This window comes from Vibrio sp. 10N.286.52.C3 (genome assembly GCF_041468865.1).
Classification (GTDB): domain Bacteria; phylum Pseudomonadota; class Gammaproteobacteria; order Enterobacterales; family Vibrionaceae; genus Vibrio; species Vibrio crassostreae_C.
Genome location: NZ_JBFRJM010000021.1, coordinates 61,435 through 78,155, shown reverse-complemented (window position 1 = coordinate 78,155; position 16,721 = coordinate 61,435). Strand labels below are relative to the sequence as shown.

11 protein-coding genes are annotated in these 16,721 nt (G+C 46.2%); 1 reads left to right on the top strand and 10 read right to left on the bottom strand.

The features are described from left to right. The first annotated feature begins 10 nt into the window (after positions 1 to 10). Positions 11 to 958: an aldose 1-epimerase gene (locus AB4138_RS09200; RefSeq protein WP_372305752.1), complete on the top strand. Its 948-nt coding sequence runs from the start codon at positions 11 to 13 to the stop codon at positions 956 to 958. Between the two features lie 128 nt (positions 959 to 1,086). Here the strand turns inward: AB4138_RS09200 and AB4138_RS09195 are convergent, their stop codons facing one another. The 10 genes from AB4138_RS09195 to AB4138_RS09150 form a co-directional block, all read right to left on the bottom strand. Continuing rightward, positions 1,087 to 3,501 carry a GH36-type glycosyl hydrolase domain-containing protein gene (locus AB4138_RS09195; RefSeq protein ID WP_372305748.1) on the bottom strand — a complete coding sequence of 805 codons (2,415 nt, stop codon included), beginning with the start codon at positions 3,499 to 3,501 and terminating at the stop codon, positions 1,087 to 1,089. 93 nt (positions 3,502 to 3,594) lie between these two features. Beyond that, positions 3,595 to 4,686, bottom strand: a complete 1,092-nt coding sequence (locus AB4138_RS09190; RefSeq protein WP_372305745.1) for an ABC transporter ATP-binding protein — start codon at positions 4,684 to 4,686, stop codon at positions 3,595 to 3,597. Then, positions 4,686 to 6,035 carry a GH1 family beta-glucosidase gene (locus tag AB4138_RS09185; protein WP_102497098.1) on the bottom strand — a complete coding sequence of 450 codons (1,350 nt, stop codon included), beginning with the start codon at positions 6,033 to 6,035 and terminating at the stop codon, positions 4,686 to 4,688. The genes AB4138_RS09190 and AB4138_RS09185 overlap by 1 nt, the downstream gene beginning before the upstream one ends. A 17-nt stretch (positions 6,036 to 6,052) precedes the next feature. After that, positions 6,053 to 6,901: a carbohydrate ABC transporter permease gene (locus AB4138_RS09180; RefSeq protein ID WP_172379327.1), complete on the bottom strand. Its 849-nt coding sequence runs from the start codon at positions 6,899 to 6,901 to the stop codon at positions 6,053 to 6,055. Positions 6,902 to 6,947: 46 nt separating this feature from the next. Beyond that, a complete protein-coding gene (locus AB4138_RS09175; protein WP_102398449.1) occupies positions 6,948 to 7,934 on the bottom strand; it encodes a carbohydrate ABC transporter permease in 987 nt (328 codons plus the stop codon). A gap of 66 nt (positions 7,935 to 8,000) precedes the next feature. Further along, positions 8,001 to 9,248, bottom strand: a complete 1,248-nt coding sequence (locus AB4138_RS09170) for an ABC transporter substrate-binding protein (protein WP_372305742.1) — start codon at positions 9,246 to 9,248, stop codon at positions 8,001 to 8,003. A gap of 18 nt (positions 9,249 to 9,266) precedes the next feature. Next, a complete protein-coding gene (locus AB4138_RS09165) occupies positions 9,267 to 10,274 on the bottom strand; it encodes a LacI family DNA-binding transcriptional regulator (RefSeq protein ID WP_372305740.1) in 1,008 nt (335 codons plus the stop codon). 442 nt (positions 10,275 to 10,716) lie between these two features. Next, positions 10,717 to 12,735 carry a methyl-accepting chemotaxis protein gene (locus AB4138_RS09160; RefSeq protein WP_372305737.1) on the bottom strand — a complete coding sequence of 673 codons (2,019 nt, stop codon included), beginning with the start codon at positions 12,733 to 12,735 and terminating at the stop codon, positions 10,717 to 10,719. A 200-nt stretch (positions 12,736 to 12,935) separates the two neighbouring features. Further along, entirely contained in the window at positions 12,936 to 14,276 is a 1,341-nt protein-coding gene (locus AB4138_RS09155; RefSeq protein WP_017070477.1) for a carbohydrate porin, read from the bottom strand. Positions 14,277 to 14,649: 373 nt separating this feature from the next. Further along, positions 14,650 to 16,710, bottom strand: a complete 2,061-nt coding sequence (locus tag AB4138_RS09150; RefSeq protein ID WP_372185627.1) for a prolyl oligopeptidase family protein — start codon at positions 16,708 to 16,710, stop codon at positions 14,650 to 14,652. Positions 16,711 to 16,721 lie beyond the last annotated feature (11 nt).

Here is a 16,721-nt window from a genome sequence, read left to right as displayed (position 1 = left end):
AGACATCAACATGTTTAAAATTATAAATGAAAAATTTGGAAATATTGACTCTGTCACATTAATAAACCACCAACATGGTATAGAACTTCAAATAATCAATGGATTTGGTGCTGTTATTAATAAATATATCGTAAATAACAGTCCATTCTCTTTTATTTGTGGTTATCAGAATTATGATGAACTGATCAACCAACATCCGTTCTTTTCCCGCAGTGCTAAATTATTCCCTTTTCCAAACCGTTTAAACTTAGGTCGTTACAGTTTCGATAACCAAAACCATCAACTCCCAGCTAATTTTCCTTGGTCTGATCACGCCGTACACGGCCTGCTCTACAACCAACCTTTTTCAATCACAAACAGCGTAGCCACTGAAGAATCTGCCAGTGTGACGTTGCAGTATCAAACGTCGTCTTTGCATCCTGCTTTCCCGTTTGCGTTCAACCTTGAAGTCACCTTAACTATCGACATCACGGGTAGACTCTCTTCCTCAACGACCGTCTCTAATCTGGGTGATTCAACCTTCCCATTCGGTGATGCTTGGCACCCTTATTTTTCACTCGGCACTGAGCTAGCACAATGTGGACTCGCTATGTCGCCTTGCTCTGAGGTCATACACGAAAACGACCTACCCAATGGTGAAAAGCACGCTTTTGATCGTTTGTCTTTGGACGATTCACTCACCAATCAAAGCTTAAATCACTGCTTTGAATTTGATTCCAAGACAACCAACCAACTTGCGTTTACACGCTCAGATTCGTCTGCCGCAATTCGCTACCAACAAGACGCGAGCTACCCATTCGTTCAGCTTTACACGCCAACTAGCGAGCAAAGTATTGCAATAGAACCAATGACTTGCCCAGCTGATGCGTTCAATAACCAGATCGGCTTATTGACACTTAGCCCGAACCAATCTCAGACCTTTACTTGGCAATGCCAAGCCAACTATCAACCCAACTAAGGCAAGCAAAGTAAGACAGCCGCTGAATGCGAAATCAGCCCCCAGAGAACGCATTGCTAACGAAACAACGCAACGAAAGAACCAAACTAAAGAAGCAATAAAGGGCGCATAAAGCGCCCTTCTCTTTGTTAACCTAAAATCACCTCGATGGTGTGCTCACCAGAGGTAAACACTGGCGCTTTATTACCTGAAATTAGGTCACCGTTGACCTTCATCTCTGCCACTCCCTTACACACGTTATTTGGGTTGGTAACATGGATATTGTAGGTCGCGCCACGGAACTGACGACGCACTTTGAATTCAGGCCACTCAGCAGGAATACATGGGTCCACCAGCAAGCCATCCACTTCAGGACGAACACCCAGAATCCACTGCGTACCCGCAACGTATGTCCAAGATGAAGTACCAGAAAGCCACGCATTTCGGCCTAAACCAAATTGCTTATGTTCATCACCCAAAATGTTTTGTGGGTAGCAGTAAGGCTCAGATTCAAAGGTATCAATGTCATCATTCTTAGAAGCTGGGTTGATTTGACGGTAGTACTCGTAAGCACGCTCACCGTTGCCCATTTTCGCTTCTGCGATCATCACCCAAGGGTTAGAGTGCAGGAAGATACCGCCATTCTCTTTTGCACCTGGTGGGTAAGTTGAAACACCACCTAGCTGCGGGTCAAAGCCGTTGTAACCCGGTGTTGAAAGCTTAATGCCATTGGTCGTGTTCAGCTTGTTGTAAACCGAATCTAGCGCTTGTGTGGCACGTTCTTGTGTCGCGAAACCAGAAATCACAGGCCAGCTTTGACCGTTAGTGTAGATCTGCCCTTGTTCATTCTTGTGAGAACCAATTGGCAGGCCTTGCTCATCAAAGTAACGCACAAACCATTCGCCATCCCAACCGCACTCATTCACTGTGCTCTGCATTTGTTGGTATTGCTCTTTGAACTGAGCGGTCAGCTGTTCCTCACCGCGTAACTCACAGAGGTCGAGCATATCAAGCAGGGCTTTACCGTACATGTTAGCGACCATCATCGACTCAGCACCCGTTGGCAGGTTCACCGTGTCATTCCAGTCTGCAAAACCTAATAACGGTAGGCCGTGCTCACCCGTATTGGTGTAGGTAAACTCGATCGCGCGACACAAGTGATCCCAAACGGTGCCTGTTTCCACAGGGTTGCCCGCTTTGTCTTTTTGATAGAACGGAATCACTTTGTTCAAGAAATCAGCATTGCCTGTCTCTTTCACATATTGAGTGACTGCGTAGATGATCCACAGATGATCGTCGCCGTAGTAATCCGGACGATCTTCCTCTTCACGTGAGTCACCCGCGTTCGCTTCCATGGTTGATGGGAAGAACTGGTGCATCGCAGAACCATTGATGTTTTGCACTGATAGTAAGCGCTCAATGAACTCACGCGCCTCTTCTGGCATATGAGTAATCACGCCCAACGTATCTTGCGAAGAATCACGGAAACCGATGCCACGTGCGCCATAGCCAAGCTGGTACAGAGACAGGTAACGAGACCAGTTTTTAGTGGTGTGACACTGACGTGGGTTATGTACGTTAAGCATCGAGTTCATAGCAGGGTCTGGCGTTTCAACCTGAACCGCTTGTAGGTAACCATCCCAATGTTCAGCCAGTTCAGCGAAAGCTGAATCAACCACTTGATGGTCACGATATTTAGCCAGCAGAGGAAGTGCAGCTTCCAGGCTCTGTTCTTGCGCGATTTGTACAATTGTACGTTCTGTCTGCTCTGGAGATAACCAACCTAGGCGCAGGTTAAGTGCACCAATGTTGTCGCCACGCAAACACTCAGTATTGCCTAATTCATCATTGTTTAGTGCTTCTGGTGCTGCCCATGTGCCGTAGCCCAAATTCCCTAGGAACGATTGGCGATCACCATCAAAAGACGTCGCAGGGCGATCCGCTGTCATCAAGTTCACCGCGTAGTCACGCTTCATGAAAGCATACTGCTCAAGCACGGTATGACCCGACTCTTGCTGGTGTGCTTTTAGCGTCATGGTTTGTGGCACCCAGTCCGCATTGAGTAGCTGTTTAAGCGCATCGAAGTGTGTGAATTCATACACAGGTACCACATCAACGTGCAGTGCTTTGTCTGAAATATTGGTCACTTTGATGTCTTGTAGCAGTACTTGGTCAGCTTTCGGTACAAAGAAAGTCGCTTCACAACGCACACCAAATGCTTCTGCAATGATGGTGGTGTATGACAAACCGGTGTGATTTTCAAACTTATAGAGCGGCTTCAGAGTGGGTGTGTAGAACGGTGAGAATACTTCTACATTGCCCGCTTCATCACGTACCTTGAGGTATAGGGTCGAACCTTTGAAATCTGAGTTTGGCAGTTGAGCAATGTATTTGGTGATGCGGTTAAGTGCTGGATCACCTTTGCATAGTAGTACACCGCCGTTGCTATCGACAATGCCACCGAAATCTAATGTGCCGACATAGTTACACCATTTGATCGGTGTACACGGTGTGGTTGCTACGTATTCTTTGTTTTTATCGTCAAAATATCCGAATTTCATCATCACTATCCCTAGCCCCTCCCAAATCAGGAGGAGCCAAAACAATTTGTCGTAAGTTGGTTGGTGTCAGCTCAATGACTGATTTAAATTGATTGACTAGCTCGCTAGCGAGTTCTCACTCAGAGCATCGAACAAGTGGAAAGCATCCAGATCCAAGTAAAGCGTCAGATCTTTTACATCCACTTCAGCGGCTTGGGTTTCAACCATCAACGGCTGACCGCCAATTTCTGTTTTCAGAAGAATGCTTGCGCCCAGCAGTTCCTTGTCTTTGATTTTCACAGGGAATGGCAGCACGCGGTCGTGGTCAACTTGCTCGGCACGTAGGTGGATGTCTGTTGGACGAACACCAAAATGCAGCGCTAGGTTCTTAGACGCCAGAGACTTAAAGCGCTCAGGCAGTGGGATATGAACATCGCCGATTTCAACGAAGTACTCGCCTTCTTTTTCAATCAATTTTGCTTCCAACATGTTCATTGACGGGTTACCAATGAATTGCGCGACAAACTTGTTTGCCGGACGCTGGAACACCTCGGTTGGCGTACCCACTTGAGCAACATAACCGTCTTTCAGGATCACGATGCGATCTGCCAGTGTCATCGCTTCGATCTGATCGTGGGTTACGTAGATCGTGGTGGTTTTCAGTTCACGGTGTAGGTGTTTGATCTCTTCACGCATCACGCCACGAAGTTTTGCATCTAGGTTAGATAACGGCTCATCAAACAAGAAAACCTTAGGTGTACGAACCATTGCGCGGCCCATTGCTACACGCTGACGCTGACCACCAGAAAGCTCTTTTGGCTTACGGTTCAGTAGCGGGTCAAGCTCTAGCATTTTCGCCGCTTTTAGCACTTCTACGTCGATTTCTGCTTTTGGCATGCCCTTCAGTTTAAGAGCAAATGCGATGTTCTCGTATACCGTCATGTGCGGATACAGTGCGTAGCTTTGGAATACCATCGCTAAGTCACGGTCTTTCGCGTCGACTTTATTCATCAGCTTGCCGCCAACTACAATGTCACCAGAACTGATGCTTTCAAGGCCAGCTAGCATGCGTAGCGTTGTCGATTTACCACAGCCAGATGGGCCAAGGAAAACCACGAACTCACCGTCTTCAACCGTAAAATCAAACTCTTTGACGACTTCAACATTACCGAATGATTTTTTGATGTTCTTAAATTCTACTTTAGCCATTATCTGTTCTCCTCAGCGCGCTCTAGAAGCATATTTCTGTACGCAATTGCGCTCTGTTTCAATGTTCTTTCTTGGGTGGTGTAGTCAACATGGACAATGCCAAAACGCTGGCAGTAACCGAATGCCCACTCAAAGTTATCCATCAGGCTCCAAGCGAAGTAACCGTCGACTTTCACACCCGCTTCAACGGCGTTGTGAACCGCTTCGATATGACCTTGGAAATAGCGAACACGTTGATCATCCATCACTTGTCCGTTAACACGCTCGTCGTTACCTGCAGCACCATTTTCAGTAATGTAAATTGGAGGCATATTTTCGTAACGCGCATCCAGTCTTACCAATAAATCGGTTAGACCTTGTGGGTTGATTTCCCAGCCGATGTAAGTGTGTTCAGCTTCAGTTTGTTTCACCGATTCAATATCGCCGTTCTCATTGAAGCGAGCGACATTGCGTGTGTAGTAGTTGATGCCAATGTAATCAACCGGAGCGCTGATGATGTCTAAGTCACCTTCAAGGATCATTGGCATGTTCATCGCTTGGCGTTCAACCACCAGCTGTGGGTACTCGCCTTTCAATACTGGGTCGATGAACCAGTGGTAGTTTTCCGCTTCACAGTAGTCTGCTGCCGCTTGGTCTTGTGGCGTCAGCGGGTAAGCTGGCGTCGCGTTGAATACCACACCATGCTTAGCATGAGGTGCATTCTTGCGAAGGATCGGCATTGCCAAACCGTGTGCCAGCATTAGGTGGTGAGACGCTAGGTAGCCCTCTTTTTCGCCCTTGATACCTGGCGCGTGTTCGCCCCAGCGGTAGCCTAGGAATGCAGACACAAACGGTTCATTCAGCGTGGTGTACACATCGATATTGTCACCAAAGTATTTACTCACCACTTCTGCGTATTCTGCGAATTTGTAAGACGTTTCGCGGTTTAACCAGCCACCTTTATCTTCAAGGTATTGCGGAAGATCCCAGTGATACAGCGTCACATATACCTTCATGCCACGAGCATGACACTCATCGATGATCTGACCGTAAAACTCTAGGCCTTGCTGGTTCACGACACCGTCTTGTGGCAGGATGCGCGGCCATGCAATAGAGAGACGGTAAGCATCAACGCCTAAGCCTTGAATCATCTCGATATCTTGTTTCCATAAGTGGTAGTGGTCACACGCCACATCACCATTGTCGCCGTTATCGACCTTACCCGGCGTCTTACAGAAAGTGTCCCAGATAGACGGTGTACGACCGCCCTCTTCAACGCCGCCTTCAATTTGGTATGAAGATGTCGCGACACCGAATACAAATTCCTTACTGCGTAACTTTGAATCACTTGGAAGTTGATATTTATTCATTGTTATAACCCTTAAACCTAACCTTTGACTGCGCCGGACGTTAAACCACTGATCATCTGTTTCGATGCGAACAAGTAAGTAATCACGAGTGGTAAAATAGAAATTGTGGTGCCTAGCATTACCGCGCCCCATGGCGTATTCGGAATGCCTTGAACGCTTCGTAGCGCCTGTGTAATCACGTAATTATCTGGGTTGTTAAGCACCACGAGAGGCTGCATAAACATGTTCCAGAAGAAAACGAACTGAACGATAGCCAGTGTTGCTAAGGCAGGCTTCATCAGTGGCAATACCACACTCCAGTACGTTCTGAACTCACCAGCACCATCCAATTTCGCCGCTTCAAGTAGCTCTTTTGGAATCGATGCAATCACGTGCTGACGCATCAAAAAGATACCAAATGGTGTCGTAGTGAACGGTAGCCATACCGCCATGTGGTTATCCAACAAGCCTAAGAATTTCACGATCATGAAGTAAGGGATCAAGCTAAGCACCGGCGGAATCGCCATTGAGCCAACCAGCATGCCAAACAACACGTTCTTACCGCGGAACTTAAACACAGCAAACGCGTAGCCACCCATGCTACAAAACAGCAGCGAGATGGTGGTGCCTAAGAAAGCCACATAAATCGAGTTAAACATCGCTTTCCAAAACGGCATGATTTCAAGCAATTTGGCGTAGTTAATCGCCAGGCTATCGCCAATCGCAAAGCTAATGCCCGAGCCGAAGATCTCCGAGCGGTCACGTGTTGAAAGCAGTGCTGACCACACAAACGGGAACACCGTAATGATTGCGGAAACAATCAGTAATATGCCGAGCATGACCATCAAGATCTTAGTCATGATGTACATGGTGCGTTCGCTTGGCATTAGGCCACTTAATGGTGAGGTATTTGTCTTAATTGATGTCGACATCTTAATGTTCCCCTAAGCCTTTCTTACCGAAGAATAAAAATTGAACCAAAGTACAAGACGCGATCAGTGCAAACAGAAGCCATGAAATTGCTGACGCTGTGCCCATTTCTAACCATTCCCAACCCACTTTGTAGAGGTACATAGAGATAGTTAAACCAGATTGGCCAGTACCACCTGTACCACGTGTTAGTACGAACGGTTCTTCAAACATTTGCAGGTTACCGATGATGGTCATCGTGATAGCAAAGAAGATGAATGGACGAATCATTGGTAGTGAAATGTTCCAGAAGCGGCGGAAGGCATTGGCACCATCCATACGTGCAGCTTCTAAGATGTCTTTAGGAATCGTCATTAAACCTGTGGTGTAAAGGACGATGTTAAAACCGGTGTATTTCCAGAAAACCATGATTGCGATAGACGGCTTCACCATAGTGGCATCGTCTAACCAACGGATGGGTTGGAAATCGTTAACCCAAGCGAATGCCCAACCAAACAGCGTGCTATCGGCTAGTGCCATTAGCGTTTGGTTAATAATTCCTGAGTTAGGAGAGTACATATTGAAGAAAATCAGTGACGCTGCGACCGTTGATGTAATGAACGGTAGAAAGTACGCCGATGTTAGCCAGTGACGCATACGGTCACCCATTGAAACCAACATGTAAGCCACTGGAATAGCGACTAAGTGCTGAGCCACGCCTGAAGTGATCGCTAGCCAAAGCGTGTTCTTCAATGAACGCCATAGCCATGGGTCCGTTAAAGCAATGTGATAGTTCTCAAAACCAACGAACTCCATCGCATCCATGCCTCTTACCGGGTTCCACTCGTGGAACGACAGGTAAACAGAGAACAACAGCGGGAAGATCCCAAATACAGAAAAAATGATCAGAAACGGCAGAAGAAATCCATACGGTGTAAGCGCTTTCAAATTTAGACGAGAAAAAAGGCTTTTGTCCGCAGGTTCTATCGTTGTGCTCGCTGTATGATTCATAGTAACGACCTCTTAAAAAGGAAGCGCGTTATCCACGCTTCCTCACTTACTTAAAGTAAAAACAAATTAAAGATTACGCGTGCGACGCTTGATTAGACGCTCTGCCTCTTTAAGCGCAGTCTTGATGTCTTTACCTTCATCAAGTACTTCCATCAATGCGTTCTCTAAGATAATAGAACGTGCAACGTGGTCGCCTTGAGCTGGAGATACTGGCTTGATGTTTTGCGCCACTTCAGCAAAAAGAAGACGGGCTTTTTGTCCGCCTAGGAATTCCATCTCTTCTTGGAAAAGCTCATCGTCATACGTGGTGATGTTCGCTGGGAAAGCAGCAATCGTTTCGAAGTGTTTAAGCTGTACTTCACGATCCGTCGTCATGTATTCAATAAGCGCCCAAGCTTCATCTGGGTTGTCTGATTGAGTTGGAATTGAAAGGAATGAACCACCCCAGCTGCCGTAGATACCATCAGGTAGGTTTTCTACTGCCCACTTGCCTTTAGTTTCAGGTGCAATCCAGTTGTTTAGGTGACCAAGAAGCCAAGCGCCAGAAAGTTGAGTTGCAAATGTGCCGTTGCGGAAGCCTTCGTACCATTCGTTAGACCAAGCCAAAATGCGGCCGTCTAAGCCTTTGTCGCGAATCTCTTTTGCTACTTCAAAAGCGTGAACAAAACGCTCAGATGTCACCACTGGATTGCCATCTTTATCAAAGTACAGACCTTCACCTTCAGGAACGGTCGTGAAGATAATCGCTTGTGCCACGTCGGCTGCCGAAGCGATAAGTTGTACGTTTTGCTCTTTCAGTTTTTCACCAGCAGCGATGTATGAATCCCAATCTTTGATTGCTTCTTCTACATCAATGCCCGCTTTTTCAAACACATCGGTGCGGTAGTACATAACACCTGGGCCCAGGTCGACAGGAATCCCGTACATGTCGCCGTCAGCGCCTTTTCCTTGTGCCCAAGCGTAAGGTGCGAATCGTTCTTCGTATTTATCTGCACCGTAGTTTTCAGACAGGTTAACTAGGCCGCCAGAACCCACGAATGGACCGATTTTCTCAACGTCCACAACAATCACGTCACCCGCACCTGAGCCCGTTGCTAGGTTAGTGGTTAGTTTCGTGTGGTGGTCACCGTGGTTATTCATAAGGTAATCAACTTTAATCCCTGTTTCCTTTTCGAAATCAGGCAGTAATACCTTCAGGCTGCTATCAAAATCAGGGAAACCGTCGAAACGAATCTCTTTGTCAGCAGCATTTACTGCTGTTGCACCTAGTCCTAAAGCAACCGCGCACGAAAGCGCCAAGGTCTTAAATTTCATGTTCTATCCTTAATATTTTTATAGGGTAACGAGTAAATCCGATACCGAGTTTCTAGTGACCAACGTCGGCAGCAATTTAAAGTTCACGTCATGTTTGATTTTTTTTAGCTTTTGTAGAGTGAGCTGTACTGCTTCAACGCTCATCTCTTCAATAGGGAAATTAATGGTGGTCAAACTAGGGGTCAGATAGCGCGCGAAGATGGTGTTATCGAAGCCCACCAGTGATACATCTTTAGGAACAGACAGTCCCTCTTGATGCAACACCTCGAAGGCGCCAAATGCCATGTGGTCATTCGAAGCAAATACTGCTGTGAAATGACACTTACGATTAATCAGCTTCTTCATAGCACTGATGCCCGTCTCTTCAGTAAAGCCCGCTTCCGAGACTAAGGCTTCATTGTATGGCACACCCGCTTCTTCCAAGGCCTTTCGATACCCCTGCAAACGCCCCCTAGCATCTGCTTTATCTAAAGGCCCGGTAATACACGCGATATCTGTATGTCCCTTTTGCAAAAGATGTTGAGTAGCGAGTAGCCCCCCGACTTCGTTATCAATATCAATGCAACTCATCGCCATTTCTGGGATGAAGCGGTTAATTAAAACCACAGGGGTCCCCTGTTCTTCCAATTCAATTAAATAATCATCACTGAGCAGTTGAGTATGAAGAATCAAAGCATCAACACGACGCCCCAACAGAAACTCCACAGACTCACGTTGCCCTTGCTCAGTATTCGAACCCGCTGTAACCACAGCGTGGTAACCAAAGCGGCGTAGGTTTTCTTCTATGCAATGCAAAATGCCTGAATAGAAAGAACCGCCAAGTTCTGGAACAACAACACCCACACTACCAGTACGACTTGAAGCCAAAGCTTGAGCGATAGAATTCGGGCGATAACCCAATTCTTTGATCGCTTTCTCAACCTTTAATTTCTTGTCATGACTGACTCTGCTAGTGCCATTAATAACCCTAGACACTGTCGCCTGAGACACACCTGCATGTTCTGATACGTGTTTAATTGTTGCCACTCGAACCTCGATACTTCATTAGCTTGTAACCGCTTACAAAACGATTATTAAGAAATTACGTTTTAGTTGAAGTGAGTGTCATCACACTAAAGTTGGAGGTAAAAAGGCCAGTTGTGGAAATCATGAAAGCGCTTACAGATTAACTTCACGCCATGAAACAGTTTCATGAGATTATTGTTCATATTATCAAGATGGCGCTCGGTTACTTGTTCGTCAGATCAAACAAGCCCGCCTACATCCATTTTTTGAAAACGTTATTTGATGATGAATCCGCAGCTGACGGCAATATACACGGGGAAAGTGACCTTGTTATTTCAATGGCCTTTCGAAATTGTATGAGAACATTTCATCTCATGAACACTCACATTAATGCTCCGTTGACCCGACACAAAAATGCCCAGCAAAAAGCTGGGCATGCAATCATTAAGACTCAGATAGATGTCTAATCCTTATTTTCAGATGGCTTCGGTAACTTAAACTCTTGAGTCAGTGAGAATTGCTGTTGCGACATGATTTCTAATTGCTGACCGTGGGAAAAGAGGACCTGTGAACGTTGGGAGTTTTCTTCTGCCAATTCATGTATCTGGCTGATACTTTGCGTCACTTGGGACGCGACAACTTGATGCTCTGTGGTCGCCGTTGCGATCTGATGGCTTCTTTGTTCGACTTCATTGAGCAAGCCATAGACGGTCGATATGGATTGATTCACTTCACCCGTTTGCTCAACACATTGCGCCATATCTGCAACGCACTGATTGATTTGTCCAACAGCCAATTTAGAACGGTTTTGAAGCCGTTCAATTTTATGGTGAATCTCTTGCGTTGATGCATTGGTTTTTGCGGCTAACACTCTCACTTCGTCGGCGACCACAGAGAACCCTCGACCTTGCTCTCCCGCGCGCGCGGCTTCTATTGCCGCATTCAACGCCAGTAAATTGGTTTGCTCAGAGATCCCAGATATCACATCCAGAATGGACCCAATACTGGCGCTTTCACTTTCAAGCTGACCAATGGTCGCCGTTGATTCCGCCAGCTTATTTTCTAAGCTGCCCATCAATTCGACGCTTTTATCCATGGTCTTTTGCCCATCACTGGAACTGGATACCGCGTCGGTCACTAGCGTTAGAGTTTGGTTGGCCGCCTGAGTTATTTCCGTCACTGAGCACTCAATTTGTTCCATCGCTGTCGCTACCATCACCGTTTGATTGGTTTGTTCTTGCATCGCTTCACTCAGAGAACGACTGGTGCTTTGGTTCTCAAGGGAAGCTTCCTTTAAACGTGTTGAGGAGTGGCGCATGTTGTCAATCATTTGGGTCAGGTGACTGATCACCAAATTGACTTTATCGCTCACCAAACCAAATTCATTATTGGCTTGATACTGAACCATCACGCTCAAGTCTTTTTTGGCAACTTGGTCGAGTGCACTTTGTAGCAGCTTGCTTGGTTTACGGATACCTTTGGCAATATTCACCCCGATCAACAGAGCAATAAGCACGGAAGCAAGTGCAATAAAACCCTGCATCACAAGGGCTTGCTGTGAAGAGTCCATCGATTCGTGATACAGGCGTGTCGCGGTGTCTTCAGCGTACATTGAAAGCTCATCAAAGTGACTTAACTGTTGATCGATTAGCTGTTCAATTTCCTGCTTTTGAAGGGAGATAGACTCATCGAGTTTGACGGTTTCTTTATGGATAGCGACTGAACCACTGGCTGAAAACGCGAGTGAAGCGAGCAGTGATAAAGACTGTTTACTGCGGCGCAGCAAAGATGAATCCAGATTATCTAAATCTGCGACCGCTTGTTCGAATCGCTCTTTGCGACTTTGTAGGCGACGCTCTACCCCACGAACCTCCGAAGATGTTTGCAGTGAAAACGCTTCGTTGGCTTCCGCGGCAATCAAACTCAATTGCACCAACAAAGCTTCGACTGCCTTTTGTGTCTGCTCTGAATCTGCACTCGCGAGTTGATTCACCAAAGTATTATTGAGCTGTCCCACCACAGATTGAAATTGCGCTTGTCCCATCGAACCGAGATCTTTGCTATCCAAATACTCAACATGAAGCTCTAATACCTGCTCTATCTTATCGATAGTCAACAAACCTGTTTGAGTGATGTTGTTAAGCATGGCTTCCATTTGTGAACCAGCTACGCCCTTACCTTCGAACCAGTTTAATTGCTGCTGATATAGCTCGATGTTGTTTAAGACGGTTTGTTTCAGTGGCTCAAGTTCATCAATATAGTTAGCGGATAAGTAGGGTGTGGTGCTGCGATTAATGTCCAGAAATCGGATGGTTAACGTTGAAGATTGAAGCATTAATGGCGTAGCTTGCTGGGTGATATTTTCGATTCGAGTGGTGATGTCTTTATTGCTACTGATGCTTAACCATGCAGAACCCAGCATGATCACAATCAGTACGAAGAAACCTAAATAAACTCGAGACACGATGGAAGAAAGTCTCATAGTAAATCCCTAATCTAGTGACGAAAAAAAGGGCACAAAAATGTGCCCAAGAATGGAGTTAATTGAAACGTGCCCTAATCAATCTGCCTTTAGGGCTAAAATGGACAGTATTTACGTACTATTGAAAAGCATGGATATTCGAAAGCATGGCTCTTTGAAAATATGCCGAATTCAAAGAGCCGCTCTTTCTATATTGGTGATTACCACCAAGCTTCAAACATTGCGCCGAACGACAATGTGTCAACATTCGTTGTCTTCACTGTGTTGCCTTTGGTTTCTACATCACCCACGGTTGTGTAGAAACGAAGCATTGGACGGCTCCAAGGTAAGCCACCTAGAGAAACGTTTTGAGAAAGCGTTACTTTCCATGCGTTCTCTTCACCGTCGTCATCGTAATCAACCATGCCGTAGCCAGCTTCTAACCATGTAGAGTGAACATCATCCCATTGGTACTGTGGACGAACGATACCAGCGTATTCCGTGTTCTCGCGGTCTAGATCAGAACCAGAGTTGTCTTTGTACGACACTAAGTAATCGATGATGAAGTTATCTGTTGCTGCGTAGCTACCTTCAACACTTGCGTACAAAGTTTGGTAGTCACCTTTTAGGTCAAACACTGATGAATCCGCACCGTCACCATACTTAACAACCAACTTGTTAGACTCACCCAAGCCTAAGGTTGCACCTACCAGGTACGCCGTTTCGTCACTGACTTTTTGTCCTTGAGTCACGACAGGCTGCATTGAATCTGTCACTGGATCGTATACGTACTCAGTCGTCGTAGACGTATCCGCTTCGCTCGATGCAAAACCGTAGTTCGCGTAAAAATCCAGATTACCAATACCTGCGTCAATACTGTGTAGCTTCGCTGTCACGGCGTATCGGCCATTGTCATTTACGAGGCCGCCTTTCACTTGGCCAACAAAGCCCATATCTAGCTTAGCGCCGCCGAAATCTAGGTTGTTAAAGCCAGCGCCTTGACCATCGTGTGTCATCCAGAAGTAATCGTTCAAACCTTGTTGCGGACGTTGATGGAAGTCACGACCAGCCCACATGTAAAGCTCAGGCTGGCTTTCAAATACATTGGTTACACCAGCGTACATTTTTTTCATGCTCAGGCCACCGTCATCAGCCCATGCGTCTGCTTCCCAGTGATCAGCCATGAATACGATGTCCCAGATAGCACCGTTGTCAGCTTGGAAAAGCTTAGCTAACTGAACTTCACCACCATTGGCTTCGTTACCTAAACGACCAACTGAGCGACCTGTTGTACCGATGTCTACGTAGCGCTCATCACCACTTTTGTAGTGAGCGCCGTAACGAGCGTAACCAGAGAAGACGATACCGTCTGGCACAGTTGTTTCTGAAGTTAGAACCGCTTGTTGCTGATCATCAACATACTTGATGTCCCCAACTTGAGATTCCAACTCTTGGATTCGTTGCTCGAGAGCAGCAAGATCCGTTTCTGCAGCAAAAGAAGAGAGTGAAGCAAGCGAAGCCGCCACTGCGACCGTTATTGGCAAAAGCTTAAATTTTTGCATTGTAATTCCCTATTATTTTTTTGAGTTTTCATCGAACAGGGAAATATTAAGCAATGAAAGCGTTGAAAAGTTGGTTGCTGTTCACACTGATAAATCAGCCTAAATGCCATGAAACTTTTAGAATATCCATGACGAAAACTACTGATTTAAGATCAACAGGTTACGGTTGATATTGCGTGAGATATCAGCTTGAAATCGCTTTCATTTCATCAGTATTGGTGGCGGCTATCACGGAAAACAGTGTGTGAAAGTGAAGGAAATATGACGCAGTTTTGATTGGTTTTCATATATATGAAAAGCCTCAAAATCTAAGGTAGATTTTGAGGCTTCTTGGTCTGAGTAAAATACCCAGTTATCTAGAATCAAGCATTCGTTAAAGTGAATCTAGAGACGCAACCCCCATATTGAACAGAGTAAATGCGTAGATATCGGCGGTGAGATCGATCGCTTTGCTGAGCGGCATTCCGGCGCCATGGCCCGCATTAACATCAATACGAATCATCACGGGCGCACTACCTTCATGCTTATCTTGCAGCTCTGAGATGAACTTATAAGAGTGAGCAGGCACTACGCGGTCATCGTGATCAGCGGTCGTCACCAATGTTGCTGGATAATCCGTGCCACGCACCACATTATGAACCGGAGAATAGCCAAGCAGATATTCGAACATCTCTCTGTTCTGCGCGGATGTGCCATAGTCGTACGCCCACCCTTCGCCAGACGTGAATGTGTGGTAACGCAACATGTCCAACACCCCAACAGCAGGCAGAGCCACTTGGAACAGCTCAGGCTTTTGTGTCATACAAGCTCCTACCAGCAAGCCTCCGTTAGAACCGCCGCGAATCGCCAACTTATCGCTACTGGTGTAGTTTTCTTCAATTAAGAACTCGGCAGCAGCAATGAAGTCGTCAAAGACATTCTGCTTTTTCTGCTGAGTTCCCGCTTTGTGCCACGCCTTACCATACTCACCACCGCCACGCAGGTTCGGCACCGCATATACGCCACCCAGTTCTAGCCAACTGCCAACCGTGCCCGAGAAAGAAGGTGTTAGGCTAACGTTAAAGCCACCATAGGCGTACAACATGGTTGGATTATTGCCATCTAACACTAATCCCTTCTTATAAGAGATAAGCATCGGAACCTTGGTGCCATCCTTCGAGGTATAGAAGACTTGTTTAGACTCAAATTGATCCGACTCAAACGGAGACTCAGAGCGTTGGTAGATTTCAGAATTGCCTGATTCGACATCGAAAGAGAAAATCGTTGGCGGCGTTACATAGTTGGTAAAGGTGTAATAAAGCTGAGTTTGCTCGTTTTTTCCACCTAAGCCACTGGCCGTTCCCAACCCAGGCAAATGAATTTCACGAACTAGGTTACCTTGGTAATCCAACTGCTCAATCTTAGACACCACATCCACCATGTAGTGAGCAAACAAGTGGCCACCACCCGTGCTGATATCCAATGGCTGTGGCTTTTCAGGGATGATTTCGAGCCATTTCCCATCGCGAGTACCAAAGCTCACCACCTTGCCATTAGGCGCATCAAGATTCGTATATAGAATGAAGGTCTCATCTTGGTTATCGATGAGATAAATGTCGCTATCCACATGATCAATCAGCGTGTTCAGCTGTTGTTCTGGTGAGTTTAAATCGATATAGAACAGTCTATTACCCGATGTCGACTCTCGCCCTAGAATGATCAAGTAACGGTCGTCTTCGGTGGTATAGCCTGATACATAGCGGTGCTGCTCAGCGTTGTTCTCACCAAAGATAACTTTGTCGCTAGCTTGCTCTGTACCCAACTCATGGAAGTACAGCTTGTGTTGCTCAGTACGAGCAGAGAGTTCACTGCCGTCTGGCTTGTCGTAACTAGAGTAATAAAAGCCGCGATTACCCAACCAAGAAATACCAGTAAATTTGGCGTCAGTGATTTCGGCTTCAAGCTGCTGTTTAGTCTCGGTATCAATCACGAAGATCTTACGCCAGTCGCTACCACCTTCAGAGATGCTGTATGCCACTAAGCTGTAATCTTTCGAGAACGAAACTGAGCCCAATGATGTGGTGCCGTCTTCCGAGAAGGTATTCGGATCTAGGAAGACTTCAACCTGTTGCCCCTCTTTCTGACGATAGAGAATACTGTGGTTCTGCAGACCATCATTCTTATAGAAATAGGTATAATCACCTCGCACAAACGGCTGCGAGCTCTTTTTGTAGTCTTGTGCTTTTGCCAGTCGCTCTCTCAGTTCCGCGCGATACGGGATTTGAGCGAGGTAATCAAACGTGATTGCGTTTTGACTCGCCACCCACTTCGCGGTCTCGTCACTTCTGTCGTCTTCTAGCCAACGATATGGGTCTTCGATTATCTGACCAAAGTAGTCATCGCTGACGATCTGTTTATTGGTGATTGGATATGGATACTCTTTTAAATAGCTCATCGTGATCCTTA

Coding starts and splice junctions, on each gene's coding strand:
- AB4138_RS09180 (WP_172379327.1), bottom strand. CDS start 6,901: ATGCCAAGCGAACGCACCATGTACATCATGACTAAGATCTTGATGGTC.
- AB4138_RS09155 (WP_017070477.1), bottom strand. CDS start 14,276: ATGCAAAAATTTAAGCTTTTGCCAATAACGGTCGCAGTGGCGGCTTCG.
- AB4138_RS09150 (WP_372185627.1), bottom strand. CDS start 16,710: ATGAGCTATTTAAAAGAGTATCCATATCCAATCACCAATAAACAGATC.
- AB4138_RS09175 (WP_102398449.1), bottom strand. CDS start 7,934: ATGAATCATACAGCGAGCACAACGATAGAACCTGCGGACAAAAGCCTT.
- AB4138_RS09170 (WP_372305742.1), bottom strand. CDS start 9,248: ATGAAATTTAAGACCTTGGCGCTTTCGTGCGCGGTTGCTTTAGGACTA.
- AB4138_RS09160 (WP_372305737.1), bottom strand. CDS start 12,735: ATGAGACTTTCTTCCATCGTGTCTCGAGTTTATTTAGGTTTCTTCGTA.
- AB4138_RS09195 (WP_372305748.1), bottom strand. CDS start 3,501: ATGATGAAATTCGGATATTTTGACGATAAAAACAAAGAATACGTAGCA.
- AB4138_RS09190 (WP_372305745.1), bottom strand. CDS start 4,686: ATGGCTAAAGTAGAATTTAAGAACATCAAAAAATCATTCGGTAATGTT.
- AB4138_RS09200 (WP_372305752.1), top strand. CDS start 11: ATGTTTAAAATTATAAATGAAAAATTTGGAAATATTGACTCTGTCACA.
- AB4138_RS09185 (WP_102497098.1), bottom strand. CDS start 6,035: ATGAATAAATATCAACTTCCAAGTGATTCAAAGTTACGCAGTAAGGAA.